We start from the raw sequence: 12,602 nt of genomic DNA on the forward strand, positions 1-12,602 counted from the left end.
ATATTATAAATAATAATTGAATTACAGAATATTATTTATAATAGTAAAAAAGCAGTAAAAATCATTATTATTCAAATGGTTACGACCAAAGCGAGTCAATATATGTGAAAGTTTGTTCGAAAGGATGCGATAAAATTAAATTACATTTAATTGATATAGATCAATTTTGATCGTGTGATCAGATCTTCTCAATATACAGCCCAAGTGAAAATAAGAATGGTCTCGTAAGACTGTACGTGGCGGATTCGGTACTGGAGGGCTTTTAAAAAAGTTGTGAGTTTGCGTGAATCGGAGCTCAATGACGGCCCATTTTTGAGTAGAGGTAAAGGCATAAGTAGCCTTTACCTCAGTAAGTTTTACTGGCTAGAGCTTGCCTGCTGCTCTATCTCTTGGAGCATTTTTTCTACCTGTTGAATACGGCTCATGCAGTGCTGGTACGCTTCTGTGCCCTGTTTTACCAGTGGTATGATGCGATCAACATCTGGAACATTTTGCTGAGAAAGCTCCTCTGCTGCTGCTTTAAGCTTCGAGTAATTATCCATATAACTGCTAGTTTGCTGGTTCATATTGCGGATCCTTCTGGAAAGAGTGGTTGATTACCGTCGCACTGCCATCATGCAACTGGACTGTATACTGTTGATTATTTACAAGTTGTTGAGTGCTTTTAATTACGTGGCCTTCATCATCACACATCAGTGCGTAGCCACGTTCTAAAACCCTTTGAGGGTCATAGGCCTCGATTAATCGCTTGTCATTTCGGACTAAATCTTGGTGAGTAGACAAAGCCCTCTTGGCATTCACAAAGAGAACATTTGTATCTTGTTGGATCTCATGTTGTTGGCTTTGTACATGCATCCGCGCATACATAACCAATGAGTTTGAGGCTGCAACCGTCTGATTACGGGCAATATATATCGAGGTTTTGGAAGACTGGTTCAGGTTGAGCCAAAATTGACGAGTGTCTCGTTTATGGTTGTGAACCCGATGTTCTGCTAACTGCTTTAAGTCCCTGTAGTCCGATAAAACATTTTGCTTCGCAAGCATCAGGACAGCGGCACTCGATTGTTTCATAATCTGCTGCTCCGCAAGGACGGCAGATTTGGAGCCACTCAGCGCCTTGTTTGCTTGATGAAACACTTGCTCATGAAGGCGATTAAGCGCAATACGTGATGAATTAGATTTCTGGTTTGCGTTGGCACTAAGGTATTGGAACTGTCGATTAACCAAGTCTCCATTTTCTCTCACTCGGTTTTGGGCTCGCTCGAACAAGCGTTCCCCAAGCTCTACAGCGTTCTTGCGCCAATAACTTAATGAGGCACTCTGTCCTGCACCAATGCGTTCTTTCTGGTGTGTAATTGATTGACGCTGTTGGTCACATATCGACTGCGCTACGTTTTGAAGCGTTGAATAGCTCGCACGAACAGATTGAACATTTTGAATTATCGTATGTTTGATATGATCAATGACTTTAGTCGGCGTCGCAAAGAATTGATTAGCAAATTCATCAAGGATGACAGAGTCCGTACTGTGCCCAATCCCAGTGAAAACAGGGTATGGGCAACGGCAAACCAATCGTGCCAGTTTCGGTTCGCTGAGTTCGTTAAGCCCAGCCTTATCACCACCGCCTCTAATCACGCACACTGCATCATAGGCATGTTCATTTTGAACCAGTTCAGTAAACGCCATCTCGATAGCGCGTATCCTAGCTTCACCTTGGAACGATGCGTAGAAATAGTCGAACTGACATAGATTGTGCTGTTCAAGCAAGTGCGCCACACTGCGAAAGTCACTTAACCCAGCCGCATTTTGCGGTGCAATCACGGCAACCCTTGTAAACTCCGTAGGCGTTCTCAAGCGTTGATTTAAATCTGCTTCTCTTTTATCGGCCAGCCAATTGCGGATCTGCTGTAGTTTTAACTCAAATGCTCCAATCGTGTAGCTGGGATTAATATCTACGATGGTCAAGTTGAGTCCATACTTGGTATGAAACTGAACTTCTACTAAACAAAGAATACTCAACCCTTGAGAAAGGGTCATTTGAGTACTCTTTTCAAACTCCTCAATGATGGAAATTCGACTCGACCAAATAACCGCACGCGCTTGTGACTCCGACCCACCCTCGTTGGCATCCGTCAATTGTAGGTAAACATGCCCAGATTGGTTTTGCTTGAGATTTAATAACTCCGCAGTAATCCAATGACGCCCATTAAAACTTCCTCGAATTACTTGCTCCACCTGTCCTAACAGCTCTGTTAGCGTCTGGCTAGGTATACTGTGCTTATCAACTTGTGCGATGCTTACCACTTAATGCCCCTAAACGTTACCAACCAATATCAATTAAAAACAAGCTAAGTACTTCATTTGATAATGAACATAGTTAGAATTTTTTTAAAAAGAAGCTGAAAAGCAACACTTTTTTAAACCCACATTGCATATGTGAATCAAGTCACAAAATTTTAATAAAGCAATCCGTAGCTACTTGCACAATGAAAAAAAATAGCTCCTAATAAACGGGTCATAATCATGACAGTCGATATATAAGTCAGAAAGGACTCGTGTATCCAGACAGTTAAATAAAAATATTAATAAACATAGCTCGCCTTGGCGAGTGAGATGAATGGTATTTTTATTTACAACTTGGATAGCACGATGCATAGACTACCCCCAAAAAACACTACTGAACTGATAACAACCAAACACTGCACCATGGCGGTGGTTTTGTCGTGTCTGTTATCTAGCACCCCTTCAAACAAAGGAGCTATACGATGATCAAACACATCATTGATAGACAACAACTTAGCAAGATAATTGTCGGACTGCGAGACATAGATGATCTTGAAGATCTCGGTCGCTATGTATGGACTGGCCTGAGCAAACTCACCCTACTCAGCATGCATGCCACAGTACACAATGTGATTAATAATCCGATGATGTGTAGAGAGCACCTCAAGTCGATCTCTAGACTAACGTCTGCTGACTTCGACTATTTTATTGGCGATTACGCCCAATTTAAAACCCTATTGGGAATCTTCACTTACGACACCCCAAGCTCACCCGTAACTCCAATGTTTTAAATCTAAAGCCGAAATTGGGAGGCTTTGCCCCCTTCCACTATCATGAGAATGGAGCGATACGATGATTAAATTTAACATCAATGAACTGCCGCAAGTAGCTTACTTAACCAACAACTTACGTTCGGACTCTTGCCTAGAAATCATGGACAAAGAGCCAATCAACTCAGGATGTATCAAAGCTCCAAAACTAGTTTGTTACATGCTCACCATAACGCTAATTAACACTCTCGACATCACCGACTTCGATTTCAAACATCAACAATTTAGTTTCAGTACTGCTGATTTTGAAAGAGTTGATGAGCTTTTTGAGCTCTACGCATCGATGTTCAATAGCCATTCACAATACCTTGTCATTCAATATGAAGACCATGCAGGCTACCCACGAACTCGAATTGAGTTCGATGTTTCACTCAAGCAGCAAATATTCAATGACTTCAAGGAGCATCGAAAGAATCTGGATCTTCTTCAGGTCGCCAGTGCCATTATCGTAGATTCATTGAGTATTCGAAAGTTTGCAGGCCATCTGGAAGTCATTAATCGCCTTGGGGCTTTACCAGAGATGTCTGAATACTGAAGTGAGTCTGCGCCCCCACACCGTTTAGAAATTATTGAAACCACGAAAATTTCTAACAATGGTAAGCCATGAGCAAAGCTCATGAATAGGTCGACTTACTTCAAAGCGCCAGCTTTGGTTATCTTTGAGCAAGGCCACTTTTTCATTTTTATATATAAACAGAGAAAGTGGCCATTTTTGAAGAGCAGGAATTTAAGCTAGCATTCCAAACTTCCCGTTAATAAGCCTTGTTCAGCAGCAAACTGTTTGATTACCGATTCGCCGATATCAATGTATGGCGAGTAGCGGCAATGCAGCAGAATGAGCCCCCTGTCATTATCAATCACAGCACGAATGTTGTTCATGCCGTTGTCTATAGCAAATTGATCAGGATTCCACTCACACTGGACAGCACGAGGAGCATTGAACATTGTTTGAGCCAGTTGGTCTAGCACCAATCGCGTATTCATTTGCTCGGTTACAATTAAGGCGGTTTTGCAGTATGGCATGGTTTTCCTAGAGCTAAGATCCCTGAGTTTTCAAAATACCAGACAAGCATGGTTTTGTAGAGAGCCCATCTATCTAAGGACGAGCTTAGATACCCAATATGAAACTTTACCTCAGTCCTAAGCGCATTTAAAAGAACCATTAATACATTTTTATGCGCCAATTATCGTTTTATATTGTACTTTTGTGCGCATTAAGATGTAATTACATATGCTCATTGCTTTTAAATAGGATGCCTCGGTGAATCGGATACTTCTGCAAAAACTAATCGCGTGGAAAAATAGCAAAACCAGGAAACCTGTACTCATTGAAGGGGCTAGGCAAACAGGCAAGACATTCCTATTACAAGAGCTACTTGGTAGAGAGTTTAAAAAGATCCTAAGGGTCGACTTTTTGCAAAACCCAGAGTTGATGGAAGCATTCTCTGGCTCTCTAAACCCAAATGTGATCATTACCAACATTGAACTCTTAACTGGTGAGCCCTTCAATATAGACACAGATCTTCTTATATTGGATGAAATCGGCAAGTGCCCAAGAGCCGTTACCTCCCTCAAGTACTTCGCAGAGCAAGCACCAAGGGCATATGTTGCTGCTTGTGGCTCTACCATTGGTCTGCTTACATCATTTCCTGTTGGCAAAGTTGAACAGCACTGTTTGAGACCTTTGAGCTTCAGAGAATTTGTATGGGCGTCGGGTGAAAAAACACTGCAAAACGCTTTTGAACAACAGCTTAACTCGCCAGTGGCACACACCAAACTATTAGAGCTTTTGAATGATTACTACTACGTCGGCGGCATGCCTGAAGCCGTTAATACATGGTTCGAAAACTCAGAAACCAGCATTCTTCAACGAATAGAAGCTGTCTCTGAAGTCCACAGAAGACTAATTGAAGATTACATGCATGATTTCAGACAACACTCTGGTAGCGTTAACGCTATGTTACTTGAGTCTGTATTTCGAAGCATCCCAGTCCAACTCTCATCAGTTCATGACAAGTCAGTAAAGCGCTTCAAGTTTAAAGGTGTCCATGAACGTAAATCCCGTTATACAGAATACGAAAACGCCATTATTTGGCTTCAAAAGTGCCAACTGGTTTTAAAGAACTACACCATTGAGGGACAGCCTAAGGCTCCACTCGTCGCACATAAAAAAGAAAACACATTCAAACTGTTTCTGCTAGATGTTGGGCTACTAAACCATGTGCTAGACACGAGCTACCTTGAGATCAAACGACAAGGCCATGAATACAAGGGGTATATTGCAGAAAACTTTGTTCACCAGGAACTAGCGTCGTTGGGCATTGAACCTACTTTTTCATGGAGCGATGCTAGAGCCGAGATGGAGCTCATCATCAGCGACGAGCTTGGTCGCATTATTCCCGTGGAGATCAAAAGTAGTAATCGCACTCGCGCAAAATCACTGCCGTCTTACATAACCAAGTGCAGCCCGCACAAAACTATCAAGCTAACAGGAACTCAAGGTTCTCCAACGACCGAGACTCAAAACATTGAAATGCCGCTGTATTTCACAGAGTTCTTACTGACACATCTCAGAAGTATTCAAGATTGATTGGCATCTCAAACTCTTAAGTGATATGTGGTTAAAAATGAGCTAGCCACGATAGCTAGCTCAGTGTTGGACATTTCCAAGTTACGATAGTCAAAACACTATAGCCTTTCGGATTACCTTTACTATTGCTAACTAACGGTTGGACACACTTTTCTCCGCTAGGCTTAAGGTGCTGCATGAAAACTGCTATGAACCGTCTTGAACAAACGATAATTTGAACTGCCACATTCACGTAATACGCAAATTTCGAATTGTATTGGCGTAGATATTTTTAACCCCCAACTCCATCTTGATGCGAGCTGAACTATTGGCAGAGTGGATTCTTATTTTTGGTGGTTGGAAACGATTAACAATAACCTGCTCTTCAATCCACACAACGACGTCATAGCCAGTCCCGTGCGTATCATCTCCAAGATCGTGGTCTAAGCTAATTTCTTCTACCTCTCCAGACTGGAGCAACTTTATAGCCTCTTCGGGCCAATAGACTCTTTTCCATCCTTCTGGAGCTATTCTTTCATCATCAAGATAGACTTTCATACGCTCACCATAATCAATAGACATATTTATGCCGAGAACGATTAATTTACAAACGACTTCCAGACCAGTCTGTTCTCGATCTCAATCCAGATCATGTCGGTGCAGTTTTGAAGCATTTTCTATATTATCCAACATCTTATCTACGATATCTCGAGTCGCCCAATGTAGAGAAACTCGTTCGTTTTCTATCTTCAAATAACCATGAGGATGCGGTGACAGAGTAGAGATATTTTCCAGCAATGAGTCTAACAAATCGCCGATTACATTCCTTGCTTTAGTGTATTCGGCCGTTTCTTTATGGGTCAAACGCCAACTCCTATAGGTAGCCATATGGTATGGCGGCTTTTCTTCTAGAGTGCCGAAGAAAACATAACCCTTGGCTTCCTTCAGCTTTGGATAGATATCGAGTACTTCGAAGATAATTTGCTCTTGTTTTTTCATCACTAAGTCAGCATTGCTCTTAATAGCAAGTAGGATATCGATGTGAGCGACACCTAATGTCTTATTGATGCCTCCTCGGGCGAGACGTTACATGACGTCTGTCAACGTAATGTTACCTAAAGTACTAAATAATAAAGAATAAATTTAAAAGGATAGGCCACAATATGAGTGACATCGCTCAGGAGCGCAGAAGAAAGAGTGCTATTTTAAGAAACTTAGTTATGGTTGATAGCATACCTGTTTACCCTCAACAAGGCTCAACAACCGCAGCTATTCATCGCACCTTACTTGATGAAGGGTATGAGATTTCCAAAAGAACGGTTCAAAGAGATCTTGAGAAGCTTGCTGAGTGGGCTGCTTTAGATTATGAAGACGATGAGCGAGGGTATCGACGTTGGTTCAGGGATTTAAAGAAGCCAGACGTAATGGATGTTGTACCTGCCTCAGAGGCTTTCCTTCTTGTGCTGTCGGAGAAACTACTTCGTAAAACAGTTCCAGTAAATTTATCTGAGAAACTCGAAGAGTGGCTTAACAAAGCCGACGCAAAGTTATCAGCAAAGCACTTGTTTTCAAACTGGAAAAGTAAAGTTAATGTAGTTTCAGATAGTTATCCTCTTATCTACGATGAGTGTCATATTGATGAGGAGTACAGAAAAGTTATTTATGATTGTGTTCTCAATGAGGAGCAATTACAGATTTCGTATCAATCAAACAAGTCAGAACAGTCAAAAGATTACACACTAAACCCTCTTGGTCTGATAATCCGAGATCAAAGTCACTACCTAGTGGCGACGAAAGATATAACTCCTGAAGCGCCTCAGCTTTTTTTATTCCACAGGATCTTATTTGCTGAGAAGCTGTATCTGGATATAACAACACCAAAGACGTTTTCAATTGAAGATTACTTTGCGAAAAACCCGACTGGTTGGCTACTCGGAGACAACGTTGAGGGAATTATACTAAAGGTAAAGGGTTACGCATTAGATGTACTGACTCACAATAAATTAGCGCAAGATCAAGTCTTGGAGCAGTACGATGATACATGGTGGAAAGTAACGTTTTCATGTTACCCCACCTACGACTTGATAAGCTGGATACTCAAGTTTAGCCAAGATGTGATTTGTGAGGCACCGAGCGAACTAAGAATTAATGTATTTAAGAGACTAAAACGCTCTTTGGACAACTATAAATAGAGGATATATGGACACCATCAAACTCAAGACATCTAGCAGTATGACGTTGCCAGAGGATACTCACATGGTAACTCAATTTACACAGTGGTTTCTCGATATTCAAGATAATGCAATTCAGGAAAAGAAAGCTAAAGCCAAAGCAAAGGGAGATGAAAGTCAATGGCAGAAAGAGATCTGGAAAAGTCCTGAAAAAAATGCCGCCATTAAACATAGATTTCGAGACGAGGGAGAGCGATTAGGTTTTAAATCTCGACCATCCTACAAAACAAACGCAGGTGAATGGTTATATGACTTCGTCTGGCGTGAGTTCGATGATAATAACCACTTGAAACGCGTTGCTCTTGCTATGGAAATTGAAGTTTCTGATCAAAGCTTTGTGTATGACTTCAACAAGCTACTTCAGGCTGAATCTAGATATAAGATCATGGTTTTTCAGGTCAAAACTGAAGCTGAGGTTGAAGCAACGTTTCGGGTGCTACAAAAAGCAGCGGCCATTTATGAAACCCGAGTCCCAAGCCATTACTTACTTGTAGGGTGGTGTACTTCAAACAACTGCTTCTCTTTTTTAGACTTCAAGAAAAATTGTAGCGAGTAAACGATAATAGTCTCACCCAGACGAATGGCGGCAAACGTTAGCTGTCGCCATTATGCTTGTCGATACTATAACAAAACTTGCTTTGCATAAGCTTCCAACATTAGAAAATGTTGGTCAATGTAATCGTTGTTGTTTAGTGAAGAGTAACAACTCTAAGTTGAAAAGGGGCACTTCTGAGTTACGAAGTGCCATCTGTGAAGGTTCTGGACAGTTCCGTGTTAGTGACTTTGCTAAATTAGCCTTTCATGAATAACTACCGATATGAAACTTTACCTAAAGAGTGTTTAGTCCTGATGGTAGATCATGCTTCGGAAGCAGCAGTTCCGTATAGCTTGATTTTTTCATAAGCGTCCTCTATTTGGTTTTGTTTAAGTAGAATAACTATAAATTGGAGCACGCTTATTTTAGGGGTAGTTTAATAGGTGCTTACTCTTCCACAATGAACTCCCTAGTCTAATAATTGTTCTGAATGATGGATTAATATCTGGCTCACCTACTAGTAGCTTAAAATTTGAGCGCGCTGGGGGGCTTTTGTATTGTCCTTCGTTCAAGTCATAGAGCCACTCCAAAGCCCTATTAGCTTCTATCCAGTCAACAGGTGAAGTTTCAAGGTGGGCTTTAATCTCTTCTATTGCCGAAGGTACTAGTCCATAGAATAACTTCATAACATCACGGTGATTACCTATCTGTAACCGCATTAAATCCCCAAGTGCACACCAAACGGAGCGATTCCAAGTTATTGTGCAGTTATCTGGTACGCCTTCATGGTAACGGCAACGCCCATAGCGATAGTTAATCAACTTATCCCATTCAACTGCTAGTTCACCAATTAATTCAAAACCTATCACACCTTTCAGGGTTGATGCTTTTTTGTACAGATCATGCACGTGTTGCTCTGGATTTTTATCTTTAGGAGATTTGACTTCAAGCAATTCAAGTTGATGTTTAAGCGATATAAATGTTTTTGAATTCAGTACTTCATTTGACACTCTAAACCATTCCGTTTGTATATTTTCTAGGTCTGGTAGTACCTGTTTACCTTCTCTTTGCACTTTGACTTCAGCTAAACGAGCTTTATTCCTATCAATCTCTTTTGAGGCGGCAACTAATCGTCTAATATGCTTATCACTATTTCTTTTTTTAGATTTTGCTTTTTTGCATGACTTATTTTTCATAATAATCAAAAACTTAAGGCGGAAACATATCCTACCATATTATCAAGTAGTGCTGCGATAAATCAACTAACGAGATAACAGGATGGTAAGCCCTCGACTCTCTAGACACCTACAAGATATTAATAAAAGTAGTGCAAACCCCACCTTGGTGTTTTGAATAACTGCAAGCCCAAACATGATGTATGGAATCCACTCCCTCCTTTGCCAATCTACACTTAGCAAAGTGAGACCCTAAACGAGGATTCCAATATGCTGACTAAGAATGTTATCGCTATCGACCTAGCAAAAAATGTGCTTCAAGCCTGCCATATCAGTGTTCATGGTGAATTGCTTTCCAACAAACCGCTAAGCCGACAAAAAATGAAGGAATTTCTTGCTAAGGCAAAACCTTCTATTGTCGCCATGGAAGGTTGTTGTGGTTGTCATTATTGGGGACAGTTAGCTGAAAGATTTGGACATGAAGTACGGATCATCAATCCCAAAAAAGTAAAAGGATACCTTGAAGGTCATAAAACTGATCACAACGACGCTCTGGCCATTGCTAATGCCGCGATACAAATAGGTATCAAATGCAGTCGCCCAAAATCGCTTGAACAACAATCTATGCAATCTTTAGAGAGTAGTCGTCGTTTCTTATCTCGCAGTGTTGTTTCTTTAGGACAGCACATTAGAGGAACAATTTTAGGATACGGTGTTGCTAATCCAAAAGGTGAAAAAGGTTTGAAGGCTTCTGTTCAAACTGTTTTAGATGGAGAGACAGAAATACCCGCTAATGTAGTGTCTGTTTTATCTATGCTGTGGGAGCAGTACAAACAGCTAAAATCGAAGCTCATAGCATTCGAAAAAGAAAAGAATGCGTTAACTCGCCAAATAGAGCCATGCCAGAGATTGATGGCAATCGAAGGAGTTGGCGAAGTTACAGCTGCAATGCTTTATACAACCCTTGGTGATGGAAAGCAGTTCAAGAACGGTAGACAAGCTTCTGCATTCGTTGGTCTCACTCCTAAACAACATAGTTCTGGTGGCAAAGTGTTCATGATCGGCATTGATAAGTGTGGTGGCGTCAAAGAGCTACGCTCTCTACTTTATCTCGGTGCCATGTCTTATGTTGGAAGGTTGCCTGAAATACCGACAACTCAAAAAGATGCTTGGCTTAAAAAAATAATTGAACGTATTGGTTTTAAAAAGGCCTGTATTGCTCTTGCTAATAAAGTGGTTCGAACAGCATGGGCAATGCTTCGGAACGAAACAAAATATTCACCTATTTTAATGACAGCGTAAACCACTAAACACACAATACTAATTTGAAGTTTTACAAAATGATGATGCAAAAAAGGTAAGACCAACCTACTGAAAACCTGGCCATTCCTTCACGCTATTAAAAGCTGATAACTCGATGAGGACAGTAGGTGCGCAAACATCAAAGGCTAGAAGGTAGCGCCTTCAACAAGAAGCCGTATATACGACCGCATCTTAACTTTAATTGCTAAATCACTTTGTAAATACGTGGATTCCATATAAGCTTTGGGGCACTTTCGAGTTAGAAAGTGCCACGGGTAAAAATTCAATCCGAGAAGCTTTTGGACAAAAGCTTGCTAGCGTCTTTACTAAATTAGTAATTCATGAATAACAATAAGTATGGATAGTCACTTAGCTTAGTGTCCAGTATTGATGGGTCAGCCCACACAAAACCAACCTTGAACTCAGAATATCAAGCGTTGCGAATCTGATTAAATTTATTGTTAAATCTCTTATCGCCGCTTGTGCTCAGTTCTTGAGGCTATGTCAGGTATAGAGTCAGCAGGGCTAACTGAAGTTTGAACTTTAGCTCGATCTTTTAACCTCTTCTGAGCAACATAAGCAAAAGATTTCCCAGTTCGCTCTGCCTCTTTTTGTATTTCATAAATTTCCTCTCCAGAAATAGGGTTATCTCTCGCATCGATCATTGTCGAAAAATGATACGTAGCTTCATCCTCATTTTCCGAACGAGTTGCATGCTCGATAATGTCTTTTGGCTCAACACTTACTGCTTCCTGCATACCTGAACCTATAGAGCCGAAATTTTGTTTGAACCAATCACCTTGCTCCACACTATTTTTTAGCACGAACAAGTCATGGTCGTTAAACGGAACATGAAAATCATTAAAATTGATGAACTGCCGCCCATCAATTCTCATTTGAAAATGAAAATGAGGATAATCAATAGATGTACCATAATGCCCCTCAAAATCGTTCTTGGAGCAGTCAAATGTCCATTCGATATTTTTCCACTTAACGGTATATGACAATATTTTCCTATCTGCTTTCTCTTCTTCTAAGTCATTGATGTTGGAAAGCATACGCTCCTGATTCGCGCACCATCGAATGAATGCTGCGATATTTCCATATCCATATTTCGCGTAAATTTTAGGAAAATCTTTCTTTTTGAATTTGCACTGGCGTAAGAGCCAATGAAGGCAAGGTACGTCTTTACTGATTGTCTTGAAAGGTTTGTTACATAAATAACAAACGCCTCGTTCATAGCCAGCTTTAAACCCTTCGGCTTGTCGTTGATGCTCATCGTCATTCAGTCGGTTCATTTCTTCGATTTCTTCAGAGGACATTTTTTCAAATATTTCTCTGTACTTCTCTGTATCGTGTTGCATTTATACCCTCCTGAAATTTAACGCGTTACTAAATTGCTTTATATTCGTGATATTGCGCATAGACATACAGCCAAAAAGTTGTAGATTGGGCATGTAAAGCTATTTAACAACAAGTAGTTACATGGAGTTATTGTATGTCTAACGAAATTCTTATGAAAGCACTCTTTGCTCAGCAAAGAGCCCAAATTATTTTTATGAAGTCTATGAATGCAGACCTTATGTCTAACGCATATGTTTACGCTTGGATGCATGGTGTATACCCCGTATTTCAAGACGGAGATAACAGCGTACCAGAGTATCCGCCCCATGAACC

At 40.7% G+C, this 12,602-nt stretch carries 13 protein-coding genes; 6 read left to right on the top strand and 7 right to left on the bottom strand.

The features are described 5' to 3' along the window. Positions 1-356 precede the first annotated feature (356 nt). Together xseB and xseA are read right to left on the bottom strand one after the other, a co-directional pair. Positions 357-566 (bottom strand): exodeoxyribonuclease VII small subunit, encoded by a 210-nt coding sequence (gene xseB / locus AB4493_RS21460; RefSeq protein ID WP_372155784.1) that lies wholly within the window; start codon positions 564-566, stop codon positions 357-359. After that, the gene (xseA, locus tag AB4493_RS21465; protein WP_372155785.1) at positions 550-2,304 is read right to left on the bottom strand and encodes an exodeoxyribonuclease VII large subunit; all 1,755 of its coding nucleotides are present in this window, start codon (positions 2,302-2,304) and stop codon (positions 550-552) included. The genes xseB and xseA overlap by 17 nt, the downstream gene beginning before the upstream one ends. 461 nt (positions 2,305-2,765) lie before the next feature. On the opposite strand from xseA, the gene AB4493_RS21470 reads away from it, so the two are divergent. Further along, positions 2,766-3,074, top strand: a complete 309-nt coding sequence (locus tag AB4493_RS21470; RefSeq protein ID WP_276393094.1) for a hypothetical protein — start codon at positions 2,766-2,768, stop codon at positions 3,072-3,074. Between the two features lie 61 nt (positions 3,075-3,135). Further along, on the top strand, positions 3,136-3,648 hold the full coding sequence (locus AB4493_RS21475) for a hypothetical protein (RefSeq protein ID WP_372155786.1): 513 nt from the start codon (positions 3,136-3,138) through the stop codon (positions 3,646-3,648). 197 nt (positions 3,649-3,845) lie between these two features. Here AB4493_RS21475 and AB4493_RS21480 read toward each other — a convergent pair whose 3' ends face one another. After that, positions 3,846-4,136, bottom strand: coding sequence for a hypothetical protein (locus AB4493_RS21480; RefSeq protein WP_276393096.1), 291 nt, complete (start codon positions 4,134-4,136; stop codon positions 3,846-3,848). 238 nt (positions 4,137-4,374) lie between these two features. On the opposite strand from AB4493_RS21480, the gene AB4493_RS21485 reads away from it, so the two are divergent. Next, positions 4,375-5,703, top strand: a complete 1,329-nt coding sequence (locus AB4493_RS21485) for an ATP-binding protein (RefSeq protein WP_372155787.1) — start codon at positions 4,375-4,377, stop codon at positions 5,701-5,703. Positions 5,704-5,931: 228 nt separating this feature from the next. On the opposite strand, the gene AB4493_RS21490 is transcribed toward AB4493_RS21485, so the two are convergent. Continuing rightward, a complete protein-coding gene (locus AB4493_RS21490; RefSeq protein WP_372155788.1) occupies positions 5,932-6,264 on the bottom strand; it encodes a cyclic-phosphate processing receiver domain-containing protein in 333 nt (110 codons plus the stop codon). Between the two features lie 57 nt (positions 6,265-6,321). Further along, the gene (locus tag AB4493_RS21495) at positions 6,322-6,681 is read right to left on the bottom strand and encodes a hypothetical protein (protein WP_372155789.1); all 360 of its coding nucleotides are present in this window, start codon (positions 6,679-6,681) and stop codon (positions 6,322-6,324) included. Between the two features lie 164 nt (positions 6,682-6,845). Here AB4493_RS21495 and AB4493_RS21500 point away from each other — a divergent pair, with 164 nt between their 5' ends. Both AB4493_RS21500 and AB4493_RS21505 read left to right on the top strand, forming a co-directional pair. Next, complete coding sequence (locus tag AB4493_RS21500; RefSeq protein WP_372155790.1) at positions 6,846-7,874, top strand: helix-turn-helix transcriptional regulator; 1,029 nt, start codon at positions 6,846-6,848, stop codon at positions 7,872-7,874. Between the two features lie 7 nt (positions 7,875-7,881). Continuing rightward, on the top strand, positions 7,882-8,469 hold the full coding sequence (locus tag AB4493_RS21505) for a hypothetical protein (protein ID WP_372155791.1): 588 nt from the start codon (positions 7,882-7,884) through the stop codon (positions 8,467-8,469). A 404-nt stretch (positions 8,470-8,873) separates the two neighbouring features. Here the strand turns inward: AB4493_RS21505 and AB4493_RS21510 are convergent, their stop codons facing one another. Beyond that, the gene (locus AB4493_RS21510) at positions 8,874-9,644 is read right to left on the bottom strand and encodes a hypothetical protein (protein WP_102393313.1); all 771 of its coding nucleotides are present in this window, start codon (positions 9,642-9,644) and stop codon (positions 8,874-8,876) included. A gap of 249 nt (positions 9,645-9,893) precedes the next feature. Here AB4493_RS21510 and AB4493_RS21515 point away from each other — a divergent pair, with 249 nt between their 5' ends. Beyond that, positions 9,894-10,925 (top strand): IS110 family transposase, encoded by a 1,032-nt coding sequence (locus AB4493_RS21515; protein WP_372155792.1) that lies wholly within the window; start codon positions 9,894-9,896, stop codon positions 10,923-10,925. A gap of 470 nt (positions 10,926-11,395) precedes the next feature. Here the strand turns inward: AB4493_RS21515 and AB4493_RS21520 are convergent, their stop codons facing one another. Next, positions 11,396-12,289 (bottom strand): hypothetical protein, encoded by an 894-nt coding sequence (locus AB4493_RS21520; RefSeq protein WP_372155793.1) that lies wholly within the window; start codon positions 12,287-12,289, stop codon positions 11,396-11,398. Positions 12,290-12,602: the final 313 nt, after the last annotated feature.

Origin of the sequence: Vibrio sp. 10N.222.55.A1, from assembly GCF_041473835.1 — a bacterium.
GTDB lineage: Bacteria > Pseudomonadota > Gammaproteobacteria > Enterobacterales > Vibrionaceae > Vibrio > Vibrio crassostreae_C.